Origin of the sequence: Catelliglobosispora koreensis DSM 44566, from assembly GCF_000379685.1 — a bacterium.
Classification (GTDB): Bacteria; Actinomycetota; Actinomycetes; order Mycobacteriales; family Micromonosporaceae; genus Catelliglobosispora; species Catelliglobosispora koreensis.
This window is the reverse complement of record NZ_KB903254.1, coordinates 132371-155181: the sequence shown is the minus strand read 5'-3', so window position 1 is coordinate 155181 and position 22811 is coordinate 132371. Positions and strand designations below refer to the sequence as shown.

The following is a 22811-nucleotide window of genomic DNA, read 5'->3' as shown; positions in this document are numbered from 1 at the left end:
ATGTGCAGGCGGAACTGGCAGGGCTGGTCTGGCGCGCGAGCGAGCGCACCGATCAAGCCTTTCCGCTGCTGCCTGAGCTGACGCAGTTCTTTCCCGGGCAGGGATTGCGCCGTGGCACCACTTTGGCCATCACCCCTGGGCCGGGGGCGCTTTCGCTGCTGCTCGCGACGCTCGCCGCCGCTTCTCAAGCCGGCTCCTGGTGTGCCGTGGCCGGCCTGCCGCAGCTGGGCATCATGGCGGCCAAAGAGCTCGGGGTGGTGCTCGACCGGCTCGTGCTGGTGCCCTATCCCGGTGCGGAGTGGACGGCCGTGACCTCCATTTTGCTCGATGGGTTCGATCTGGTGGCCATCGCCCCAGCCGGCCGGGTCGCCCCGTCGGTGCGGGCACAGCTCGCGGCGCGGGTCCGTCAGCGCAACGGCTCGCTGATCGTCTTGTCCGCACACGGATGGGAGGGAGCCGAGCTGACCCTCACCACCGAAAACCCTGTCTGGTATGGACCAAACCACGGGCGAGGGCGGTTGCGCTGCCGGGAAATCACCATCAACGCCAAGGGCCGTGGCTCGGCCGGGCGCCCACGATCGGGCACCATCGCGTTGCCGAGCACCTGTCCTAACGGTGAGCACACGTGCGGCAAACCCAACCGGGCCAGCGAGCCTCGCCACCTTTATGCCGTGGGCGGTTAAGCGCGGCGCGTTCGGGGCATAGCTCTGGGTGAAAGGAGCGATTCTCATGAACACCATGGAGCTAGTCCTGATTATCGCGGGCTTCGCTTTCCTCATCATCGCAGCCGTCCTGGCCTGGTTATACATCAGGCGGGAAGCACTGCGCCGTCAGTTCGGGCCAGAATACGACCGCCTGGCCTCCGAAATGGACACCGTATCCGCGGCAGAGCACGAACTCCGTGACCGCAAACAGCGGCATGCCCAGCTGCGGTTGCGGGAGCTGTCGCCCGAGGAGAGAAACAGCTATGTCCAGCAATGGCAGCAGCTGCAAATCCACTTCGCCGAAGCGCCGCATGAAGCGGTGGCCGAGGCGGACCGGTTCGTGACCCAGTTGCTCAGCGAAATCGGTTATCCCACCAAGGATTTCGACGAACAAGCCGCGCTGCTGTCGGTCGAGCACGCCCGCACCCTCGCCGATTACCGCACCGCACATGACATCGCCCAGCGACACGACCAGGGCGACGCCGACACCGAAGAGCTGCGCCAGGCGATCGTGCACTACCGCACCATCGTCACCGGCCTGCTTGGCGAAGACCCGGCCGAACAGCCCATGACCACGCCGTCATCGCCATCACCGTCACCAAGGAGGGCCCGAAATGCCGCATGACACCAAGCAAACGAGCCCCCGTGAAAACGAACACCCCCCAATGGACGATCTGGCCGAGCCCACCGAGGAGCGCGCCGAGCTTGAGGCAGAGCGCGCGGAACTTGAGTCAGACAAGGAGCCCGAGCCGTCAGACAGCCTGACCGACCGGGTCGACGCCTTGACCGACCCTGACGGGCAACGCCCCCGTGAACACGAGCTTCCCGTTCAGCGCGAGGAGACTGAGCTTCCCCGTGAGGAAGCCGAACTTTCCCGTGAGGACACTGAGCTTGCCAGCGAAGCAGACACGGAAGTTGTCAGCGAGCCGGCCGCGGACGTTGACGCCGCGGGGCAACCCGATTCTGATCCGGTAACGGATCCAGAGCCGTGGCTTCCCGATGGTGGCTCGGCGGTCGGGAGCGCTGAGGTCGAGTCATCGAGCGATTTGCGCCATCGCTGGGACGCGATCCAGATGCGTTTCGTTGACGATCCAGCGTCGGCCGCCGCGGAAGCCAGAACACTGGTTACCGAGGCGATCGCCAGTCTCAAGGCGACCTTGGAACAAAGGGAGCAGGAGCTGGAAAGCTGGAATGCGGATAGCTCCGACACCGAGGAACTGCGGCAGTTGTTTTCCAACTACCGCCGTCTCTTCGAGACTGTTATCAGCTGACCATCGATGAAGGGCGCTGTGAACACAGCGCCCTTCACTATTCTGGGCCGATGGATCTGAAATTCACCGGCGAGATCTGGTTTTGGAAAGGGCCCGCCCCTTGGCATTTCGTCACGGTTCCCGAGGCGGAATGCGCGGCACTGGAAGAAATGGCCGCCATGGTCAGCTATGGCTGGGGCATGATCCCGGTGAGCGCCCGCATAGGAAAAGCCAAGTGGACCACTTCTTTGTTTCCTAAAGATGGGCGCTACATCGTGCCGGTGAAAACCGCCGTGCGCAAAGCCGAGGACCTTGACGTCGGCGATGTGGTCACCGTTCACCTCACCATTTAGCGGCGTTCGCGGGCAACGGATCCGGGTGGCTGAGGCGTTTGCACGAGGTGCAGCGAATCGAATTCACCGCTGATGATCTGATGCGAACCGGCGTCATCAACGCCGGATCGCTGGCGGAGACACTGTTCGCGCTACGAACGTTGCAAAGCCGCCGCACTCCATTGCTGTTCGGCACGTGGCGCCGCCGCGCCCGGCGCGAGATCGGCGGCCCGGCGCAACACATCGCTGAGCTGTTCCACCCCAACGGAATGCTCGATCTGATGACGATCCTTAGCCCCGCCTCCCAACGGGAGCATGCTGCCGCGGCCGTCGCCGGGGCCCCGGCTCCCGCGCTGCGACGAGAGCTGGAACATCTCGCTCGCATCTCTTCTTTGCCGAGCTGGACGAGTGATCTGGCCCGGGGACGCCGTGCTGCCCGGGCGCGTCTGGCCGCTGGGGTCGATAACGCGTTCAGCGGGACTATCTCGAACCTGTGGCCGCGCATGAAACGGCACCTGGACGCGCACCGTCTTCGTTATGTCGAGGCGATGGCGCTCGGTGGGGTGGAAGGGCTGTTCAGCTGTCTTGCCCCGCATGTTCGCTGGCGCGCGCCGGTTCTCGAAGTCGTTGGCGCGCCTGTGCCGGGCGCGGCCCGTCTGCTGGGGCGTGGATTGCAGATCGCGCCATCGGTGTTTTGCTACCGGCCGGAGTTTTTCTGGCAGCTGGGCGGGGACGGTCCAGCGTTGCTGTTCGTCCCCGCCCTCGACGATCCCGTGACGGCACTGGAAGTGCTAACCGGGCCTGATTCTCAGCACGGCATGGGCCATCTGCATGCCCTCATCGGGAGATCACGTGCCGCGGTGCTTGAGGTAATCGCCACCGAGCCGGGCATCACGACCGGCCTGCTCGCCACCCGGCTTGGCCTATCCGCACCGTCCACATCGGAACATGCCACTGTGCTGCGCCAGGCCGGGCTCGTCGAGAGCCGGCGGCATCGCAATACGGTGCGGCATAACGTTACCGCCCTCGGCCGGGCAATGCTCGGCTACACGGGCGTCACCGCACCGTGAGGGTGTAACGAACGGTGTAGGCGTAACCGAAGGTGTGATGAACCGTCCACACCACCGTGTGCACACCGGGTTTCATTGGCTTGAGCAGGACGAAGTAGCCGTCGGCCACCGCCTGCTGTGGCGTGCCGGTGATGCACGGGTCCAGTTGCCGCATGCTCACGTCACCGGTGAAGGTGAACAATGGCGTCGTGGTCCGGTGGCTAAACACGTTGGGCACCACGGTTCCATCGACGGTGAGCGTGAGAGCGTCAACGGTGTCGATGGTCTGGCGTGCGCCCTCGGTGAGAAACTCCTCAAGCGTCTGCCCTGGCGCTGGCTCGAAGCCCGGATCCGGGCACGGATAATCGTTGAGATACACCGACAGCCCGAGAGCGACGGCCCGGCGCGCGGGCACCGTGCAGGAGCGATCCACGCTCGTAAAAGTGCCTTGCGCCCCGAGAAGCCAGGCGTGGCGATCGTTTTGATCGGCCGTGCACCGGGCACCGGTGGGATCCAGGCTCGGATGGCGGTCGAACGGAATGGCGATCGCCCAGCGCCACCAATCTCGGTACCACTCTTGCATGCTGCGGCCGTAAGGGTGGGAGCTCGGGTCAAACGCGACCTGCCGTGCCCCAGCCGTGTCTGCCCTGGCCAGTTCCGGTGTAGCGGTGGTCATGCCGAGTGCCATCGCGAGTGACAGGGCCAGAGCGGGAAATCGAATGCGTCCATGCACACGAGCCTCCTAAGTGAGTCGCGGCGCGACAGTTCGCGCCGCCGGCTCACGATCTCGCTCGCGCACCGGCGGCTCAACGACTTTCGCCGCTCGCCGAAAGTTCACAGGGCTCCGGCCCGCATCCACGCTTTTACGCACAGGTGTTCTATCTTAAGAGCGTGGGAGCCGTCGCTGGGCTGGGAAAACCGGACGACGGGCGCGCAAGTTCGCTTATCCGGACGATGCTCGTCTGGTGCCCGGACTGGCCCGTCGTCGCCAGTGGTGTGCCCGGCCCTGTGGCGGTGATGCACGCGAACAAGGTGGTCGCCTGTTCCCCGCAAGCGCGGTCCGAAGGGGTGAAGCGAGGGCTGAAGAAACGCGACGCGCAAGCCCGCTGCCCGGAACTATCCATTGTGGACTATGACCCGGGCCGGGATATGCGGGTCTTCGAGCCGGTAGTCGCGGCGGTAGAAGAACTGGCCGCCGGGGTGGCCGTGTTGCGGCCGGGGGTCTGTGCCTTCTCGGCCAAAGGCCCGGCGAGGTACTACAAGAGCGAAGCCGCCGCGGCTGAACGCATCGTCGAGCACATCGCCATCGAGTGCGAAGTGGAGGCCCAGATCGGCATCGCTGACGGGGCGTTCGCGGCGCTTCTGGCGGCACGGGCCGGTCAGCTCATCGCTCCCGGGGAAACTTCCCGCTTCCTAGCTGAGCTGCCGATTTCAACACTTGAGCGGCCACAGCTCGCCGATCTGTTGTGGCGCTTGGGAGTGCGGACCCTGGGCAAGTTCGCCACGCTGCCGCCGGGTGACGTGCTCGCCCGCTTCGGGCTGGACGCCGCCTTGGCTCAGCGGCTCGCGGCGGGTAAGGACGACCGTCCGCTCGCGGTGCGGCAGCCGCCACCGGACCTGGAAGTAGAAGACCGGTTCGACGATCCGGTGGAACGGGTGGACCGCGCGGCCTTCGCCGCTCGCGCGCTAGCGGAACGGTTGCACGCACGGCTTGCCGGATTCGGCCTCGTCTGCACCCGCCTGGCCATCGTGGCGATAACCGCTGAGGGACAAGAGCTTTACCGGGTATGGCGACACGACGGAGTGCTCACCGCGAACGCGATCGCCGACCGCACCCGGTGGCAGCTGGAAGGCTGGCTCACCAGCGGCCGGCTGGCTTGCGGCATCGTGGCTTTGCGGCTCCTGCCAGAGGGAGTGCTCGCTCAAGCCGGTTTGCAGCCAGGGTTGTGGGGCGAAGCCGGGGCTGAGCAAGACCGGGCGCACCGGGCGATGCACCGCCTTCAGGGTCTCCTGGGCCCGGAGTCCGTCATCATCGCGGTGGAAGGCGGTGGCCGTGATCCGCGTACGCGAGGGTCACAGGTGCCGTGGGGTGATGAGCGTGTCCCGGATCGCCCGGCCGGCCCTTGGCCCGGTCAGTTGCCCCCGCCCGCTCCGGCGGCGATTTTGCCCGAGCCAGCACACCTTGAAGTGCTAGATACCCACCACCAGCTGGTACGCGTCGACGCGCGCCTGCGGCTCAGCGGCGACCCCGCGCTAGTGGTGATCGGACAGTCCCGGCTAGAGGTAGTCAACTGGGCGGGCCCTTGGCCGGTCGATGAACGGTGGTGGAGTCCCGCGGGCGAGGGCAACCGGGTCATCCGCTTGCAGGTGGTGCTCAGGGATCAGCGGGCCTTTACCTTGGTTCTTTCGCAGGGACGCTGGTACCTGCCACACGACTTCTCCGAGCATTATCGTTAGCGCCCAGGCAGACTGGTGCCTATGGAACAGCTAGAACCGATGCCGTCAGACTGGAACAGAGCGCTTGCCATCGCGGCGCACCCCGACGACCTCGAATACGGCGCGGCAGCGGCGATCGCCCGCTGGACGGCCGAAGGCAAAGACGTGCGCTACCTGCTGGTCACGCGCGGCGAAGCCGGAATAGACACCCTGCACCCAGACGAGTGCGCTCCGTTGCGGGAAGCCGAACAGCGCGCCGCCGCGGACCGTGTCGGCGTGTCCATTGTGGACTTTCTGGACCACCAGGACGGTGTCGTCGAGTACGGCGTCGCTTTGCGCCGTGATATCGCTGCCGCTATCCGCAAGCATCAGCCCGAGCTGGTGCTCACGATGAACTACCACGACACCTGGCCGGGCGGTGGCGGATGGAATTCTCCGGATCACCGCAACACGGGCCGTGCTGTCCTGGATGCGATCGGTGATGCCGGCAACCGCTGGATTTTCCCGGGCGTGGGCGGTGACCCGTGGGGCAGCGTGCGTTATGCCGCTGTCTCAGGCTCACCAAACGCAGGCCATGCCGTTGGCATCGCGTCCACAATGGACAAAGGTATCGCCTCGCTGGAGGAGCACAAGGCATATTTGGACGCCTTAGGCGATCACCCGATGGCCAACGCCCGTGGCTTCCTTGAGTATCTGGCTGATCTCACAGCGCAACGATTTGGCGGCGAAAGGGCTGCCGCTTTCGAGCTGATCCGTCTCGGTTAAGCGCGCAAACGCGAGGATGAGTATGCTCCCAGCGTGGCTGGGGGAAGAGCGATATTTTCAAGACGGATGGCGGCGGGTCTCGCCGGGCAATCCATGCGCACGTGGGGGGCGGCGGCCGGGGTTCTAGCCCTGGCCCTGTCAGGTCTTTTCGGCGGGCTAGACGACGCCAAGAAGCCACCGGTCAGGCCGGGCACCGAAATCGTCATGCCGACGTGGAAGGTGACCGTCCTTTCTGCCCGGGTGATCGCGAGTCACCCGAAGATGTTCACGCTGTCTAAGGGAAATCAGCTGCTGACCGTGACGGCCAAGGTGGAAATCACGGCCGACTCGACGTGGACGGCTGGGGGTGGCCGGGGGTTGCGCCTCGGCGACATCATCAGGCTCACCGGTGTTACCGGCATCGTCAACGAGAGCGAGGTCGGTGGCCTGCCCATGACGACCCCGGCCGGCGTGCTGCTCAAGCGGGACAACAACACCACCTTGATGCTGCACCCGGGTCTTCCGGAGGAAGTGGAGTTCTACTGGGAGCAAAAGCCCGGCACCGCGCCCGCGAAGGAACTGACTATCCACATCCAGAGCATGCTGTGGCGGGGCGACTCGTTCACCACCTATGAGGACTGGCACATCGACGACGCTAAGAACGTCGAAGTCGTTGTCCCGCTTGACGACCAGCGGGCCACTACGCAGCCGGCGGCACAGTCATGAAGAAAGCCGGCTCCCGGACGCTGTCCGGAATACTGCTGATTCTTGTCCTCGCGGCTGGCTATGCCATCAAGACGGTCACTCCTAACGCTGACTTCTTCGAGCGCCCGTTCATCACCTCCGGTCCGGTCGGTGAAATCGTGACGACGCGCCAGTTCAGCGCCAAGGTGATCAGCGTCAGGTACGCCACGGAACTCAAGGAAGGTAGCAAGACCTTCACCACGGGTGGTGTCTTTGTCCTGGCGCGGGTGAGCTTCACCGCGACGATCAAGGAAACCCACATCGGTTTCGCCCAGCTGGAATCAGGTGACGGGCGCACCTTCGCCGCCACCGACCGGGTCACCCAGAACATGGTTGAGCGGTCCGCCGTGCGCCTGCAGCCCGGCATTCCGGTTGAGGGAGAGGTGGTCTTCGAAATCGCCCGGTCCGCTCTCGGGCCCGGCATGTCGATCCGGTTCGCCACCGAGGAAGGCTTTGAGGTGCGTATGGAGGGCATGGTGGAGATCCCGCTAACTTCCACGGAAGGGGCACCCTGGGTGGAGCCCAAGACCGTCACCTATGACCCGGCGGTGAAGCGATGACGCCCAAAGGCTGGTGGCGGCGCAATCTCGTGTCGCTCGTGTCCATCGTTCCGCTGCTCGCCCTGGCGGTCGGGCTCGGTTACATCGACTCGTTCTACCGCTTCTGGAACAAAGGCGCGCTGGTCGCGGTCGGCACCAACGCCGAAGGCTTCTCCACGCTGGAAGGTGTCCAGATGCGCCTGGTGGAGCTCACCACCACGGTTCCCAAAGACTCCAGTGGCAAGGCTGTCGTGCTGCCCAGCGGGGTGACCGCCTGGAAAGCTGTCATCGAATACAAGCTCACCGAGCCCGACGCGGCCGCGGTCTGCAAACTGGAGCTCGAAGACGACCAGGGCCGCCTACACGGCAATGGCCCGGCTGAGTTGAGCCGGGCCAAGGGCGTCAGCGGCATCGCGAACTGCAGCCCAGAAGATAAGGGGTCAACCCATTACCGGGTGGCGACCTACTTCGTGTTGCCCGGGGGTGCCAAGCCCGCCGCTGTCCGGGTGTCCTGGGTCATGCGGTACCCCTACTACGCCCGGTTGCCCTTCCGGGGCTGAGCCGGGTTGCCCTTGCGGTGACGGCGTTTGCTGAGCCGGGGCCGGCTGTCCAGCCGGTTCCGGCTCTTGCTTGCTGAGCACGAAGTCCACAGCGGCCGCGACCAGGCAGATCATGATGGTCATCTCGATCATCCGGTTGATGAGCGAGAACACGACCGAAAGTGGTGCCCACACGACGTCTACTTCGTTGGGGCCAACCAGCATGCGCTCGACTTCGCCGAGATAGGCCGAGATGCCATCGGCGATGACGAACGCCAGGCAGAAAAGCAGCATCGCCCTGATCCCAGCCTGCCGGATCATGCGTAGCCCTCGGGCGAGCGGGGTGAAGCTGTCCTCGATGTCTGTCCGAAGTGGACGGGCGACGCGCTTTAGCGCGGACGGCAGCAGGTTCCACTTGCGCTGAAGTTGCCTGCTCATTTCGTCCCGCTGGTCCGCGGCCTTGATCCGGAAGCCGAAGATGACGGCGCCGATGGCCAGCCAGGCAAGCGGAACGATGATGACGGTGTCGATGGAGGCGAGGATGTTGCCGGTCCACGTCTTGATCTGGTGGCCAAAGCTGGCGAACGTGCCTAGAGCGTCGATGGCGTTGTTCAGGGTCTGGTCCGCCCAGACCCACAGCCGGCGGTGCTCGGTCCACTCCAGCGCTGGGCCTTTCACCCCGGCGATGACGGCCACGGCCAGCGTCAGCCAGATGACTTCCAAATAGGCCTGCAGGAAACCGATCAGGCGCCAGGACTTCACCTTCGTGTTGATGCCGATGAGCCACCGCAGCACGATCGCCACCGATACGACGATGATGACCGTGGGGTTGAGACTGAACGGAAGCCGTTCGTCCAGAGCGTTGTCACCGCCGAAGTTGCTGAAGATCTCTTCGATGGTGATGCGGTAGAAGTAGGTGCGCCTGTCGTCATCCAGGAACTCGTAGGCCGCGTAAACCGCGAGGAACGGTAAGAAAACGCTAGCCATGTGCCCGGTGAGCGGGGCTGGCGGAGAGGCGTCCAGGGACTGACCCGCCGGGCCCGGCAGCGAAGCGCGGACGATCCGCATGATGATCACCATCACGCCAAGCATGCTGAGCGGAACCGTGGCGAAGACGAGCATGCCGACCGCGGCATGGATGTTGCTGGCCCATACGGCGCACCAAAGCAGGAAATCCCGGAGGGCAAACCCCAGCAGCAGCAAAGCGAACATCACCGGCCAATGCCGGAAGAACAGGCGCACAGCGGTGGCGATCACAGCAAACACTCGCGCACGCTACCGCATTTAAGGGGTCTTCGCTTTCACGAGGCGGCGGGTAGGGTCACGCTGTGTCTAAACAGGACGTTGCGTGGCGGCCATTGGCCCTGGTAGCAGGGATTGCCGGGCTGTTCATGCTCGCGTTTTCGGTTCGTTACGGTTTCCACCGCGATGAGCTTTATTATCTGGCCGCTGGCGACCATCTCGCGTGGGGCTATGACGATCAGCCACCGATGGTCGCGCTCTGGGCACGGATAGCGACAGAGCTCGCCGGTGGCCACATCATGTTGCTGCGGTTGCCCGCGACACTGGCTGTCGCTGGGCTCGCCTTGCTCACGGGACTCATCACAGCCGAACTCGGTGGTGGCAAAGGAGCCCAGATCCTCGCCGCGGTGGCGATGGTGTGCGCGCCGGTCATCGTGATCGCGGGACATCTGCTGTCGACGACGATTCTGGACATCTTCCTGTGGACGCTGCTGTCTTATCTGCTCGTGCGCTGGATCAACACGCACGGTGACCGTTTCCTCTACTTAGCCGGACCGCTGATCGGCTTCGCTCTGCTGACAAAGACGCTCGTGCTGCTGTTCCTGGCCGGGATCGCCGTTGGCGTCATCGTCGCTGGGCCACGGGAGCTGTTGCGCCGCAAGGCTCTCTGGATCAGCGCCGGGATCGCTGTAGTGCTGTGGGCGCCGAACCTTTACTGGCAGGCCACACATGGCTGGCCGCAACTGGGCATGACCGGAGTCATCGCCGAGGACGCCGACTGGGGCGGCCGGGTGGGCCTGATTCCCATGCAGGCGGCCATCATGGGCGGGACGCTCGCCGTGATCTGGATCGCCGGGCTGTGGCGGTTGCTGCGCACGCGAACCCCTTTCCGCCTGTTCGCCATCGCCTACCTGACCGTCCTGTTGCTCACCCTCATCACCGGCGGCCGTGAGTACTATCCCGCTGGCGCGATGCCCGTGCTCGTCGCCTCCGGCGCCATCGCTATCACCGCCTGGTTCAGCCGCCTGCCGAAGCGAGCACCGGGGACTGGCCCGCAAGCCGGGCCCGAAACGCTTTCGCAGCCCGGTGCCTCCGGCGCTGCCCGTGGTTCGCGGGGGCGGATCTGGCTGCTCGTGGGCGCGTTCGCGCTGTCGATTCCGGTGACTGTCGTGATGGGAGTTCCGTTCTTTCCCATGAACAGTCTCGGTAACTCGCCGCAGCCAGCCATCAACTATGACGCGGGGGAGCAGGTCGGCTGGCCGGAACTGGCCCGCAACGTCGCGGCCGTGCTCGCCAGGCTGCCCGAGGCTGACCGGGCTAAGACGACGATTGTCGCGGGGAACTATGGCCAGGCGGGCGCGCTTTACCGTTACGGTCCGCCGTTGGGGCTTCCTCAGCCTTATTCCGGTCATCTCGGCTTCTGGCATTGGGGACCGCCGGCCGAAGTGGACGGGCCGGTCATCATCGTCGGCCGCTACAGCGCGGGTGAGCTGCTCGACCATTGCGCCACGGTGGAACTGGCCGCCAGGAACGACAACGGGCTCGGAGTCGGCAACGAAGAACAGGGCGTACCCATCTGGCTGTGCCAAGGCCGCAAACTTCCGTGGGCACAGCTTTGGCCCCGGTTAAGGCATCAGGGCTGAAGCACCTCGAAGGCGTCGGGATAGTGTGTCTGCCAAGCTGGCAGCGCCCGCACAACGGTCCGTCCTTCGTGCACGGTGTCATAAGTGTGTTCCGGCACGATGAACTTGCGGGCATACTGCCCGGCACCGGTGTCGACGACGATGTAATGGTCGGTCCGGCGGGTGCTGCCGTCGCCGCCGGGGGCGTCGTAGATATTGGTGAACTTGCGCACGGCCAGCCCGCTGACGATAAGCAGCATTTGAGGGGCGTGGGCAACCGGCGGCGAATCAGGCCGCGGCTGAGTGCCTCCGTCTCGGCGGCCTTCTGAAAGGCGGCCCACTTGGTGGACGGCCCGTGGCCCTCGTTGAGCGCGGCCAGCGGAGCGGTGCCGTCTGGGTTCTTGCCCACCACAGTGGACACATGCGTGTAGATGTCCTGCTCTGCCGCGGTGAGCTGACGGTCATCGCCGGCGGTCAGCCGGACGGTATGCCCCGAGGACTCGAACCAGCCCCGGCGCATGAGGTCGGCGAAGGTCGCTTCAACGGCGGGCTCAACCCAGGCCTTCACCCGCCGGGCCCGGGATCGGCGGACCGTTGCCGGGGGCGCCGGGGCCAGGTGACGAGAAGCGTTACGGCATAAGCGATAAGCCAGCCGGTTTCGATCACGGCCGCCACGGCGAGGGTGGACACGAGCGGAGGGTAGCAACCGGGCGCCAACGCTATTAGTACACTTGTTCGTGTGGGGTTCGACAGTCAGCACCAGCGCACCTGGTCACAGCTGGAACGGCGGCTCAGTGGGGTCGCCGATCCGCTGGCTGACGCCGACGGCGGGGATGCCCCGGGGTTCTCGCGCAAACGGGAGATCTATAAAAAGCGGGAGCTCTCCTCGAGTACCCCCGAAATCCCTTATGCGGAGTTGCACTGCCACACGAACTTCAGCTTTCTCGACGGCGCGAGCGATCCGGAGGAGCTGGTCGAAGAAGCGGTCCGGCTTGGGCTGGAAGCGTTAGCCATCACCGACCACGACGGGTTCTATGGCGTGGTCAGGTTCGCCGAGGCCGCCCGGGAATACGGGCTCAAGACGGTCTTTGGCACCGAGCTGAATCTCACCTTCGGCCAGGAGCGCGCCGGGCAGCCCGATCCGCAAGGCGAACACTTGCTGCTGCTCGCTCGCGGGCACGAGGGCTACGCGAGACTGTCCGCTCAGATCGCGCGGGCGCATTTGCGGGGCGGGGAGAAGGGCCGCCCGCGTTATGACCTGATCGCCATGGCCGAACAGTTGCGTGGGCACGTCGTCGTGCTGACCGGCTGCCGCAAAGGCCGTGTGCGCCGCGCGCTGGAACACGAGGGCATTGCCGCTGCCCGCAACGAACTCCTTATGCTGCAGGACCTTTTCGGGCCTTCGCAGGTTTTCGTTGAACTGACCGATCACGGCAACCCGCTCGACACCGAACACAACGATGCTCTGGCAACGCTTTCCGATCAGGTCATCGCGACCAATAACGTTCACTATCACGCGCCCGCGCGGCGCAAACTGGCCACCGTGATGGCGGCGGTGCGCGCCCGCACGAGTCTTGACCTCCTGGATCCTTATCTGCCAGCGGCGGCCACCGCACACTTGCGCTCCGGCGACGAAATGGCGGTGCGCCTGGGCGAAGGGCCGGTGCGCGCCGCCGCTGCTTTGGCCCAGGAGCTCGCTTTCGACCTGAATCTGATCGCCCCGCGACTTCCCCCGTTCATCGGGCTGGCCGAAGGGCTGACCGAGCAGGAGATGTTGCGCCAGCTTGCTTTGGCGGGATATGACGAGCGTTACGGCCGCAATCATGAAGCGCTGGAACGCATTGAGCACGAGCTGCGGATCATCGACGAACTCGGTTACCCGGGCTATTTCCTCGTCGTCTGGGATCTCGTGCGGTTCTGCCGTTCCAAAGGCATTTATTGCCAAGGGCGGGGGAGCGCGGCCAACTCGGCGGTTTGTTACGCGCTGCGCATCACCAACGTTGACCCGATACGCATGGAAGGGCTGTTATTCGAGCGGTTCCTGGCGCCGGAGCGAGACGGTCCGCCTGATATCGACATCGACATCGAGTCAGACCGCCGTGAGGAAGTCATTCAGTATGTCTTTGACACCTACGGCCGTGAGCACACCGCACAGGTCGCCAACGTCATCTCCTACCGCCCACGGTCGGCGGTGCGTGACGTGGCGCGCGCGTTCGGGTTCTCACCCGGTCAGCAAGACGCGTGGAGCAAACAGCTCGACCGCTGGCACGGGGTGTCCAAAGCAGACGCTGAGGGAGTGCCCGATATCGTCATGCACTTCGCCAACGAAATGTTAGGCGCACCAAGGCATTTAGGCATCCACTCCGGCGGCATGGTCATTTGCGACCGTCCCGTGATCGAGGTCGTCCCGGTCGAGCATGCCCGGATGGAAAAGCGCACCGTCCTGCAGTGGGACAAAGACGATTGTGCCGCCATCAATCTCGTCAAATTCGATCTCCTCGGGCTCGGCATGCTGTCAGCTTTGCGTTACGCGCACGAGTTCATCGACTCCACCCTGGACCTCGGCGATCTGCACCCGACTGACGAAGAGGTCTACGAAATGCTGTGCCGCGCGGACACCGTTGGCGTGTTCCAAGTCGAGAGCCGGGCGCAGATGTCAACCCTGCCGCGCCTGAAACCACGCGAGTTCTACGATCTCGTCGTCGAAGTCGCCCTGATCCGCCCCGGCCCGATCCAGGGCGGCTCGGTGCACCCGTTCATCCGCCGCAAGAACGGTTTGGAGCAGTGGCAGATTCCGCATCCGTTGATGGCCAACGCTTTGAACCGGACGCTCGGGGTGCCCCTGTTTCAGGAGCAGATGATGCAACTGGCCATCGACGTCGCGTCCTTCACCGCCTCCGACGCCGATCAGCTGCGCCGGGCCATGGGTTCCAAACGGTCCATGGAGAAGATGGAAAAGCTGCGCGACAAGTTCTATGACGGCATGGCGGGCAACGGCATCACGGATGCGCTCGCTGACGATATCTTCGGCAAACTGGCCGCGTTCGCCAACTATGGCTTCCCGGAAAGCCATGCCATCAGTTTCGCCTACCTGGTCTATGCCAGCGCCTGGCTCAAACGCTATTACCCAGCCGCTTTCTGCGCCGCTTTGCTCGGCGCGCAGCCGATGGGCTTCTATTCCACACAGTCCCTTGTGGACGATGCGCGCCGTCATGGCGTGCTCGTCGACCGGCCTCACGTCAACAAATCCGACGTCAAAGCCACGCTGGAAGGCGATCGCTCGATCATGGCGGGCGGAGCGCGTACCCCCTCGTCTCAATGGGGATGGCACGGCCCGTCGGTGCGCCTCGGCCTGGATCAGGTGCGGACCCTGGGCTCGGAAAAAGCTTCGCTCATCGTCACCGAACGCGCCAACGGCGACTACCGCGACATCCTCGACTTCGCCCGGCGCACCCAGTTGCCCGCCACCGCTTTGGAAGCCCTCGCGACCGCCGATGCCTTCGCGTGCTTCGGTTTGAACCGGCGCGAAGCTTTGTGGGCCGCCGGCGCCGCCGCGCAGGAACGCTCCGATCGCCTTCCCCACACCACCACGGGGGTACGCGCTCCGCAGTTGCCCAGCATGGACGAAGTAGACCAGCTCGTCGCCGATGTCTGGGCCACCGGCCTGTCTCCGGACAACCATCCGATCCGGATCGTCCGCGAGTTCCTTGACGAGCAAGGAGCCATCCCGATTTCCCGCCTCGGCGGCATTCCCGACGGCGATCGCGTCCTCGTCGGTGGCCTCGTCACTCACCGCCAGCGCCCAGCGACCGCAAGCGGCATAACGTTTCTCAACCTCGAAGACGAGACCGGCATGCTGAACATCGTCTGCACCCCGGGCTTATGGCAACGTCACCGCAAAGTCGCGTTGAGCAGTGCGGCGTTGCTCATCCGCGGCAAGCTCGAAAACGTCTCCGGCGTCATCAACGTCGCCGCCGACAAGCTGACCCCGCTGAAGATCGCGACCCGCCCGTCCTCTCGCGACTTCCGCTAGGCTTTCGCGTCCCAGACCATGCGCACACATCTCGGCTTGCCGTTCAGGCGGCCTGGAACGCCGCCCGGGTCTGGCACGAATCCCGTTTCGGCCGGCACGCCACCGAGCGCCGTATAGAACCCTTGCGCGGCAACGTTCTGCTCGAGCACCCACAGATATCTCGCGGGGCTCATGGCTTGCTGAACGATCGCCTCGGTCGCTTGTGCCATCAGTGCTTTTCCGGTGCCGCCGCGGTGGCGGCCGGTGACCACGTGCAGATTGTCGATCAGGCTGCCCCAGCGCGGGTCGTGGTCGAGTAACACGTGCACGAAGCCGATGAACTCCGGGCCGTCCTCGGCCACGAAGGTGACCGTGCCGTCGCGTTCACCGAAGCGTTTGGCCCAGACTTCTTCACGGTTCGCGACGAGGTCACCATCCAAGAAGGAGTCAGCGTAGGCGCCACGGTAATGCTCGCGCCAACTCCGCGTGTGCAGCCTGGCGATCTGTCGCACATCGTGCGCTTCGGCTTCCCGTAACCGCATGTGGGTTCCCTCCTCGTTGCCGCCGAGGCTATCGGGTGCGGGAATCCGTATGGTTGTTGGGTTGTAGGTGTTCTAGATTGGACATGTGTTCGAAGGTGTTGCGGAGCGGATTGTCGCCGATGGGCGCCTCGCTTCCGCGGCCGCAGTTGACAGGCTGGCTGAGCAGGTCCGGGTTGTTGCCCGCGCGCAGGGTGAGCTCGTGCGGCTTGTCCACGAGGTTGTGCAAGAAACGCCGGTGCGTGAGTTCGCCGCGTTTGAAATCGCTGCCGCATCAGCACAATCACGGTTCGCCGCGGAGCATGAGGTCCGGCTAGCGGCGGAGCTTTGTGTCCGCTTGCCAGCCGTGCTTGCCGCGCTTTGTGCGGGTGAGCTCGGTTTACGGCACGCTCAGGTCTTCGCCGACGTTCTGTCCTCTTTGGATGGCGAGGTCGCTGAGCGGGTCGCCGCCGAGGTCTTGCCGAAATCGCGTGGGCGGACGTGCGGGCAGCTTCGGGATATGTTGCGGGGCAAGGCGTTGGCCGCCGATCCCGCGTTCACCACTGCCCGGCGTCAGCGCGCTCATGCCGTGCGGTCTGTGCAGTTGCATGCTGCCGTTGACGGGACGGCTTCGCTGTCGGCGTTCGGGTTGGACGCTGTGCGGGCCGCTGCGGCGTTCGCCCGGATCGGTGCCTTGGCACGTGCTCGTAAGACTGGTGAGGTTTCGCTGGAGCAGGCCCGTGCTGATGTGTTTCTGGAACTGCTGGAAGGCCAGCACTCCAGCGCCGCGTCAGGCGTGGTGCATCTCGATGTCAGTCTGGAAACCCTTGCCGGTCTTGACAATGATCCTGGCCGGCTGGGAGCTTATGGTCCTGTCGGTGCTGATATCGCCCGGCAGTGGGCGCAGTCGCATCCGGGCTATCAGTGGCAATACGCCATCCGCGACAGCAACGGCACGCTCCTTCAGCAAGGACTGACCCGCGCCCGCCCTGCGACTTCAGCTGCCCACCGGGATCGTCGGCCGCCCACCCAGCGCGAGGGATCTGGTCCCGCGCATCGCGAAGAGGGGTCCGGCTCCGTGCGGCGCGAAGGATCCGGGGGCGCGTATGGCGATCTTGATGGGCTGGTGCGGGCGCCGGGTCAGGATCCGGGGGACCGGTTCGCCAACGCTGCTTTGACGCGATGGATTCGGTTGCGGGACAGGACGTGCCGGGCACCTGGATGCCGCAGGCCGACGGTCAGCTGCCAGCTCGACCACACCATCCGCCACCACGACGGCGGGCCTACGCATCACGCCAACCTAGGTGCACTGTGCGAACACCATCACCGGGCCAAAGATCAAGGTGGCTGGACCGTCGTTCAAACCAGACCCGGGCACTTCACCTGGACCAGCCCACTCGGCCGGATCTACGAGGTGAAGCCCGAACCACCGTAAAGTCAGAACGACAACCCGTGACGCTCGACGATCGGGCCGGTGGCCTCAAAGTCGAGATCGCAGTGATACTTGGCGGCCATCTCCGCCAAGGTTTCAGGGTCGGGTGCGGCGGTCATGCTTTCCATCGAGCGGAACAGCTCCTCTAGCCCAGCGGGCGAGATGATCTCAAGGACGGTGGCTGGAGCGGAGCCCGCGTTCCAGAACGTGTGCCATTGCCCGCGTGGCTTGACGAGCAGGTCACCGGGTGAGCCGAGGAACTCCTCGTCGCCGAGGACAGCACCGATCTGTCCACTCAGGACAAACGTGAACTCGTCCTCGTCGTGGTGGCGGTGCATGGGCGCGGCGAGAGCCTTGGGTGCGAAGAGATGCTGCACGAGGGCGAACCGTCCGCCCACGAGCGGGCCGTCGAGCATGAAGTGGTCTATGACTCCGGCCGTAACGTCCGCCGTTGAGCGGGTTTTGATCACCTGAGCGTGGAGTTTCATAACTTCAGCCTAGAGAGGGGCAGGCGCGGCGGACTATTCCACAAATCTGGTAATACGCTGGTGAGCGTGGGCGACCCCAGGGCCAATGCGCTTGGCAAGATCCGTCAGCTGGCCGCGGAGCCACGTGACTTGGTGCGGTTGTGGCAGGAGTCAACCGGTGTGCTGACCGAAACGGTGCCGCACTATATGGTGCCGTGCTGGTACAGCCTCGATCCGGCGTCGTTGCTCATCACCAGCCACTATCACGATGGCATGCCGGAATTCCCGCAGGAGTGGCTCAACGGGGAGTACTACGCCGAAGACGTGAACCAGCTCGCCCAGGTGGCCAAGTCGCCAGACGGTCTGGCGACGCTGCATGAGTCGGTGCGGGATCCGAGCCAGTCGCCGCGGTGGCGGCAGAACATGGAGATGGGCGCCGATCAGGAACTCGTGCTCGCCTTGCGTTCGAAATCGGGTGAAGTCTGGGGCGCGCTGGGTCTCTACCGTGAGCCGGACCGGCCGATGTTCGATGACGGCGAGCGAAAGTTCTTGCGCGCCATGGCACCGGCGTTAGCCGCAGGTGTGCGCCGGGCGTTGCTCATCGGTGAGGCCACCGATCCTGAAGGGCCGGATGCGCCCGGGCTACTCGTGCTGACCGACGACGGAATCGAGTCGACGACACCGGGAGTCGAGCACTGGCTCAGTCAACTGCCCGATGGTGACTGGGAGAAAGGCCGCTTGCCGACGTCTATCCAAAGTGTCGCCGCCCGTGCCCGGCGGACAGCCGCATTCCCTGACGTGCCAGGGGAAGTCGCGATGGCACGGGTGCTTTCGCGCAGCGGGCGGTGGATCGTTTTGCACGGCGCGGCACTGGTTTCGACCGGTGAACCGCGCGTGGCCGTCATCGTCGAGCCAGCCCATCCGGCGCGCATCTTTCCTTTGCTGGCTTCGGCTTATGGCCTGACAGACCGTGAAACTGACCTCGCTCGCTTGGTCCTGGAAGGCTATTCGACCGCGCAGATCGCCGAGGAATTCGTGGTGTCACCACATACGGTGCAGCAACACCTGAAGAGCATTTTTGAGAAAACGGGGGTACGCAGCCGGCGCGACCTCGTGGGAAGGATCTTCTTCACCCACTATGAGCCGCGGTTCCGCGATAACGAAAAGCGCGTGGCACGGGGCAAGCCGGTCCGTGGCGGTCCGGCCAGCCCGTAAATCGTGAGTGTTCACGGTGATGGGTGTCGTACCGTCCAATGCGGACCCGGCTCATACGGAACAAGCTGTAGCACGAGCCGGTCTCCGCATCGAGGAGTGCATCGATCTGGGCAGTGAGTGGGCGATTACGCGGAGGAAGACCGTGGCGTGGTCGGCCGCAAGCTGCTGCACCTCGCGCGGCTGCAGCGTGACCGTGAGCGTTTCGTCGCACAGTTCGGCCAGCGGTGTATGACATCGCGCGCGGCGACGGCCTCTGGCACGTTTACCGATGCTGGGCAAGCTCAGTTCACGGGTCTATGTCCTAACGCACTGAACCGAGCATGGGTTCGGACTCGGCGATGCCTTCGTCGCTCGGGGCGATGCCGTCAGTGAACACGCGCGAGGCTTGCTTGCGCCGCAACGCGAGATGGGCGTGCGCTGGCGCGTCGTAGCCGTACCGTGCGCGGGCCTCGGCGGGGGTCAAGACAACCGGGTTCACCGGCCGGATGCCGCGAAGCACAGGCGCCACAACGGGAACCGTCATCGGCGACAGCACCGCCAGCAACCGCAACTCAAGCCGGGGACTGCGGTGCACGAGCCAGAACGTGGACTTGAGCAGCAGCCGGGCGGCGAGGTCAGCGAAACGGCTCTGGCGCAGCCCGCCCATGCGGCGCATCCACTGTGGCATCGTGGCGATGGTTCCCGCCCGCAGGACGGCTCCGGCGATCCAAGTCGCCGGCTTGAAAACCGCCGGAGCGGGTGGCAGCATGACTCGCGCGTCCAGCAGGTGCGCCATCATCGACTGTGCCGCTTCGGATCCGGCGAGCCGGGGCCGCATGCGTGCGAAGTACTCGCGGATGCCCTCGCGGCTCAAGGGCACATCATCAGGTGAGCACGTCTGCAATTCGGCCGCGACGGCACACTCTTGCCAGTAGCGCGCTTCGTCTGACGGGGACAGTTTGCCGGGGCCGTAACGCTCATAGGCGTAGAGGATCGAGTGCCACGCCGTTAGGTGAATCCACAGTTGCGAGTGCGGATCGTTGGCGTCATAACGGTTGCCGCTCAACGGTTCCACGCCGATGCCTTTCGAGTGCACCTTGACGAGGACGTCGGCTGCCTTAGAAGTCGAGCGGGAGTCTCCAAACGCGACCATCGCGAAGTAACGCAGCGTCCGGTCATATCGCGTGCGCGGCCGGTAGCGCACGGCGTTTGTCTGGTCGACCGCCGCGATCAAGGCCGGGTCCAGTTCTTCGATCGTCACGGCGCGCTGGAAGCCCACGGTGAGCGAAGTCGGGTACCCCCAGACTTTCCAGGTGATGGAATCGGGGCCGAAGAAACCGTAGTCCTCAGCTGGCTCGATTCGTTTCATGGCAACCCCTTCCGGAATTACTACACTGGTGTAGCAATGGATGCTACACGGGTGTAGTAATCTCGGGAAGATGCGACGGCAATACGCTCCCAGACTGTCTATAGCCGACCGCCGCGAGCAGGTCCTCGACGCCGCGCTGCAGGTCATCGTGCGTGACGGTTACGCGAAAGTCTCGATCGAGGCCGTCGCCCGCGAAGCCGGCATCACGCGCCCTGTCGTCTACAGCGCCTATGACGGCCTAGGCCCGCTCTTGCTCGCCCTGCTCGACCGTCAGCAAATCCGCGCCATCGAACAACTCGAAGGCCTCATCCCAGACACCCTGTCGCCCGGCGATCCCGGCGGCTTCGCCCTGCGCGCGATCGAAGCGTGGATGAACGCCGTCGTCACCGACCCGATGACGTGGCGCCCGATCCTCACCCAGCAATACGGCACCCCCGAGGTCGTGCGCGACAGGATCGAGGCAACGCGCGGGCATATCCGCCAGCAGCTTTCAAACCTCATCTTCAGCGGGTACGCCGAAAGCCTCCCGGACACCGAAGTCGCCGCCCACATGTTGCTGGCCGTGCTGGAGCACTTCGGCACGCTGCTGCTCGAAGACCCACCGCGATACGAGCCCGCGCGCATGGCGGCGACCCTCGCCCGGATGCTAACTGCGCTACGGTGACCGGCATGGATATCCGCTCGCTAGTCCTGGGCCAGCTGGAGTTCTACTGGGACAACCACTTGTGGCCCCGGCTGCAAGGACTGACCGACGACGAATACGTGTGGGAACCCTTCCCTCCCAACGGTCCGCCGACCATCGCGTGGCGCATGACCCACGTCTCCGTCGACATCTTCTACACCCGGGCAGACGCTTTCTTTGGCGGCTCCGGCACGGGAGACATGTTCGACCCCAGCCGCTTTCCAAAAACGTTGCCCGAGAAAGCGGCTGACGCCCTGGCCCTGCTTGAGCGCAGCTACACCTGGTGGCGTGAGGGCATCGCCGCCCTAGACGACAAAGCCCTGTGGGCACCCCTCGGGCCGAAAGGCGCGTACTTCCAAGACGAGCCGATGGCGGCCCTTGTGCAGCACCTCAACCGCGAAACCATGCACCACGGCGGCGAAATCTGTCTCCTACGCGACCTCTATCGTGCCCGTGGCCAGTAGCACCACTACTGTCAGTCAGCATGACCTTCCTGAAGACGACAGAAGACGCCAACAGCGATCTGGCCAACTATGCCCGGCTGTTTACGTTGCGGCCTAACGTTTACGAGGCTTGGCAGGTGCTGGCCGCCGCGGCGCATGAGGGGATGGACGAGCGGCGCTACGAGCTGGTGACGCTAGCCGCCGCCCGTGCGCTCAAGTCGAGCTATTGCGGTCTCGCGCACGGCAAAACGTTGCGGGAGAAGTTCTACGACACGGAAACCGTGCAAGCCATCGCGGTCAAGCACGACGAAGCGGGTCTTGACCCGGCAGACATCGCGATTATGGACTTCGCCGGTAAGGTCGTGCGTAACGCGCCCGGAATCACGCAAGCTGACGTGAACGGATTGCGCGAGCACGGACTGTCCGATGACGACATCTTCCAGATCATTCTGACGGTCGGCATTCGCTGTTTCTTCAGCACGGTCCTTGACGCGGCGGGCGCCGAGCCTGACGCGGCTTACCGCGACTCCATCGAGCCGGCGCTTCAGCAGGCACTCACGTTTGGCCGCCCGATCGAGCGGTGAAGGGGTGCCACTGCTTCCCGGGAAACGGGTGGCACCCCTTCGGGGAGGAGCGGGCTGGGGGAGGAGCGGGAATCTAAGGAATCGTCACTCCGTAGGCAGCCAGGATTTCCGCGATGGGCTGGTAGAACGTGGTGCCGCCGGAGGTGCAGTTGCCTGAACCGCCGGACAGGATGCCGATGATGACGCCGGTGGACGCGACATACAGGGGACCTCCGCTGTCGCCCGGCTCGGCACAAATGTTGGTGCGGATGAGACCGTAGACCACTCCCTCGGAGTAGTAGACGGTCTGGTTTAGACCGGTGACCACGCCGCAGCGCACACCGGTGGTGCTACCACTGCGGCATACGCTCATGCCAACGGTGGCGTTCCCGGCGCCCCTAATCGTTACCGTGCCGGGATACGTATAGACCGCGCTCGGGTGCGCGATGCTGGTGTTCGAGTAGCGGACGATGCCGTAATCGTTGCCAGGAAACGACGTTCCCGTGCGCGACCCGAGGACGGTGGTGCGCGCCGCGTTTGAGTACCACGTCGCGCCGGTGTTCGTGCAGTGTCCAGCGGTGACGAAGTAGGCCACCGATCCCTTGCGCACGTTGGCTCCGAGCGAGCATCGCGAGGAGGCGGAGTAGATCGCCTGGCCACCCGCGATTAGGGTGCGGAACTGGCCGTCCACGCGGCGGACCGGGTAGGTGCGGCGAAGTGCCGCGACCTGTGCCTCGGTGACGGTCGCGTCCGCGGTCACGACGACTTCGCCGGTGACGGGGTCCGGACCCCATGACAGGCCTGGCGTGTTCAGCGAGGCCGCCTGAGCTGGCGCGGCTGGCAACAGCACGAGGGCACAGGCGAAGACGAGGGCGGTGAGACGATGGTGTCGCATGTGGACCTCCAATCGGAGAGTAACCATCGTTACAT

At 64.8% G+C, this 22811-nt stretch carries 25 protein-coding genes; 17 read left to right on the top strand and 8 right to left on the bottom strand.

The window, feature by feature from the left end:
- Positions 1-2: 2 nt before the first annotated feature.
- From A3E1_RS40490 to A3E1_RS44775, 5 genes are read left to right on the top strand one after another with little or no spacing between them, the layout of a single operon-like run.
- Positions 3-683: a hypothetical protein gene (locus tag A3E1_RS40490; protein ID WP_020521724.1), complete on the top strand. Its 681-nt coding sequence runs from the start codon at positions 3-5 to the stop codon at positions 681-683.
- Positions 684-729: 46 nt separating this feature from the next.
- Positions 730-1329 carry a hypothetical protein gene (locus tag A3E1_RS0115625; protein ID WP_020521723.1) on the top strand — a complete coding sequence of 200 codons (600 nt, stop codon included), beginning with the start codon at positions 730-732 and terminating at the stop codon, positions 1327-1329.
- Complete coding sequence (locus A3E1_RS44780; protein WP_020521722.1) at positions 1319-1975, top strand: hypothetical protein; 657 nt, start codon at positions 1319-1321, stop codon at positions 1973-1975. Before A3E1_RS0115625 ends, A3E1_RS44780 begins: the two co-directional genes overlap by 11 nt.
- A 50-nt stretch (positions 1976-2025) precedes the next feature.
- Positions 2026-2307 (top strand): DUF1905 domain-containing protein, encoded by a 282-nt coding sequence (locus A3E1_RS0115615; protein ID WP_020521721.1) that lies wholly within the window; start codon positions 2026-2028, stop codon positions 2305-2307.
- 47 nt (positions 2308-2354) lie between these two features.
- Positions 2355-3356, top strand: coding sequence for an ArsR/SmtB family transcription factor (locus A3E1_RS44775; RefSeq protein WP_020521720.1), 1002 nt, complete (start codon positions 2355-2357; stop codon positions 3354-3356).
- Here the strand turns inward: A3E1_RS44775 and A3E1_RS40475 are convergent.
- Entirely contained in the window at positions 3343-4068 is a 726-nt protein-coding gene (locus A3E1_RS40475) for a hypothetical protein (RefSeq protein ID WP_020521719.1), read from the bottom strand. The genes A3E1_RS44775 and A3E1_RS40475 overlap by 14 nt on opposite strands.
- 221 nt (positions 4069-4289) lie before the next feature.
- Here A3E1_RS40475 and A3E1_RS0115600 point away from each other — a divergent pair, with 221 nt between their 5' ends.
- The 5 genes from A3E1_RS0115600 to A3E1_RS47115 all read left to right on the top strand — a co-directional run bounded on the left by A3E1_RS0115600 (position 4290) and on the right by A3E1_RS47115 (position 8358).
- Positions 4290-5792, top strand: coding sequence for a DNA polymerase Y family protein (locus A3E1_RS0115600; RefSeq protein WP_040390920.1), 1503 nt, complete (start codon positions 4290-4292; stop codon positions 5790-5792).
- Between the two features lie 21 nt (positions 5793-5813).
- Positions 5814-6536 carry a PIG-L deacetylase family protein gene (locus A3E1_RS0115595; protein ID WP_020521717.1) on the top strand — a complete coding sequence of 241 codons (723 nt, stop codon included), beginning with the start codon at positions 5814-5816 and terminating at the stop codon, positions 6534-6536.
- A 66-nt stretch (positions 6537-6602) separates the two neighbouring features.
- Positions 6603-7241 (top strand): hypothetical protein, encoded by a 639-nt coding sequence (locus A3E1_RS0115590; protein ID WP_026208476.1) that lies wholly within the window; start codon positions 6603-6605, stop codon positions 7239-7241.
- Positions 7238-7819: a DUF4352 domain-containing protein gene (locus A3E1_RS0115585; protein ID WP_020521715.1), complete on the top strand. Its 582-nt coding sequence runs from the start codon at positions 7238-7240 to the stop codon at positions 7817-7819. Before A3E1_RS0115590 ends, A3E1_RS0115585 begins: the two co-directional genes overlap by 4 nt.
- Entirely contained in the window at positions 7816-8358 is a 543-nt protein-coding gene (locus A3E1_RS47115) for a hypothetical protein (RefSeq protein ID WP_157631537.1), read from the top strand. Before A3E1_RS0115585 ends, A3E1_RS47115 begins: the two co-directional genes overlap by 4 nt.
- Here the strand turns inward: A3E1_RS47115 and A3E1_RS0115575 are convergent.
- The gene (locus A3E1_RS0115575) at positions 8239-9603 is read right to left on the bottom strand and encodes a collagen-like triple helix repeat-containing protein (protein ID WP_020521713.1); all 1365 of its coding nucleotides are present in this window, start codon (positions 9601-9603) and stop codon (positions 8239-8241) included. The genes A3E1_RS47115 and A3E1_RS0115575 overlap by 120 nt on opposite strands.
- A 62-nt stretch (positions 9604-9665) precedes the next feature.
- Between A3E1_RS0115575 and A3E1_RS40465 the strand changes: the two genes are divergently transcribed.
- The gene (locus tag A3E1_RS40465) at positions 9666-11222 is read left to right on the top strand and encodes an ArnT family glycosyltransferase (protein WP_040390881.1); all 1557 of its coding nucleotides are present in this window, start codon (positions 9666-9668) and stop codon (positions 11220-11222) included.
- Here the strand turns inward: A3E1_RS40465 and A3E1_RS0115565 are convergent.
- Complete coding sequence (locus A3E1_RS0115565; protein WP_020521711.1) at positions 11213-11461, bottom strand: hypothetical protein; 249 nt, start codon at positions 11459-11461, stop codon at positions 11213-11215. The genes A3E1_RS40465 and A3E1_RS0115565 overlap by 10 nt on opposite strands.
- Before the next feature lie 304 nt (positions 11462-11765).
- The gene (locus A3E1_RS48830) at positions 11766-11891 is read right to left on the bottom strand and encodes a hypothetical protein (RefSeq protein ID WP_020521710.1); all 126 of its coding nucleotides are present in this window, start codon (positions 11889-11891) and stop codon (positions 11766-11768) included.
- 49 nt (positions 11892-11940) lie between these two features.
- On the opposite strand from A3E1_RS48830, the gene A3E1_RS0115555 reads away from it, so the two are divergent.
- On the top strand, positions 11941-15234 hold the full coding sequence (locus tag A3E1_RS0115555; protein WP_020521709.1) for an error-prone DNA polymerase: 3294 nt from the start codon (positions 11941-11943) through the stop codon (positions 15232-15234).
- Here A3E1_RS0115555 and A3E1_RS0115550 read toward each other — a convergent pair.
- The gene (locus A3E1_RS0115550; RefSeq protein ID WP_020521708.1) at positions 15231-15755 is read right to left on the bottom strand and encodes a GNAT family N-acetyltransferase; all 525 of its coding nucleotides are present in this window, start codon (positions 15753-15755) and stop codon (positions 15231-15233) included. The two genes, A3E1_RS0115555 and A3E1_RS0115550, sit on opposite strands and share 4 nt — an antisense overlap.
- A gap of 85 nt (positions 15756-15840) precedes the next feature.
- On the opposite strand from A3E1_RS0115550, the gene A3E1_RS48415 reads away from it, so the two are divergent.
- Entirely contained in the window at positions 15841-17166 is a 1326-nt protein-coding gene (locus A3E1_RS48415; protein WP_020521707.1) for an HNH endonuclease signature motif containing protein, read from the top strand.
- Positions 17167-17168: 2 nt separating this feature from the next.
- Here the strand turns inward: A3E1_RS48415 and A3E1_RS0115540 are convergent, their stop codons facing one another.
- Positions 17169-17651, bottom strand: coding sequence for a cupin domain-containing protein (locus A3E1_RS0115540; RefSeq protein ID WP_020521706.1), 483 nt, complete (start codon positions 17649-17651; stop codon positions 17169-17171).
- Between the two features lie 66 nt (positions 17652-17717).
- Between A3E1_RS0115540 and A3E1_RS0115535 the strand changes: the two genes are divergently transcribed.
- On the top strand, positions 17718-18845 hold the full coding sequence (locus tag A3E1_RS0115535) for a LuxR C-terminal-related transcriptional regulator (RefSeq protein ID WP_020521705.1): 1128 nt from the start codon (positions 17718-17720) through the stop codon (positions 18843-18845).
- Positions 18846-19146: 301 nt separating this feature from the next.
- Here A3E1_RS0115535 and A3E1_RS0115530 read toward each other — a convergent pair whose 3' ends face one another.
- Positions 19147-20193 (bottom strand): oxygenase MpaB family protein, encoded by a 1047-nt coding sequence (locus A3E1_RS0115530; RefSeq protein ID WP_020521704.1) that lies wholly within the window; start codon positions 20191-20193, stop codon positions 19147-19149.
- 70 nt (positions 20194-20263) lie between these two features.
- Between A3E1_RS0115530 and A3E1_RS44765 the strand changes: the two genes are divergently transcribed.
- From A3E1_RS44765 to A3E1_RS0115515, 3 genes are read left to right on the top strand one after another with little or no spacing between them, the layout of a single operon-like run.
- On the top strand, positions 20264-20857 hold the full coding sequence (locus A3E1_RS44765) for a TetR/AcrR family transcriptional regulator (RefSeq protein WP_020521703.1): 594 nt from the start codon (positions 20264-20266) through the stop codon (positions 20855-20857).
- A gap of 5 nt (positions 20858-20862) precedes the next feature.
- Positions 20863-21339, top strand: coding sequence for a DinB family protein (locus A3E1_RS0115520; protein WP_020521702.1), 477 nt, complete (start codon positions 20863-20865; stop codon positions 21337-21339).
- Positions 21340-21359: 20 nt separating this feature from the next.
- Entirely contained in the window at positions 21360-21902 is a 543-nt protein-coding gene (locus tag A3E1_RS0115515; RefSeq protein WP_020521701.1) for a carboxymuconolactone decarboxylase family protein, read from the top strand.
- A gap of 73 nt (positions 21903-21975) precedes the next feature.
- Here A3E1_RS0115515 and A3E1_RS0115510 read toward each other — a convergent pair whose 3' ends face one another.
- Positions 21976-22776 (bottom strand): S1 family peptidase, encoded by an 801-nt coding sequence (locus tag A3E1_RS0115510; protein WP_020521700.1) that lies wholly within the window; start codon positions 22774-22776, stop codon positions 21976-21978.
- Positions 22777-22811 lie beyond the last annotated feature (35 nt).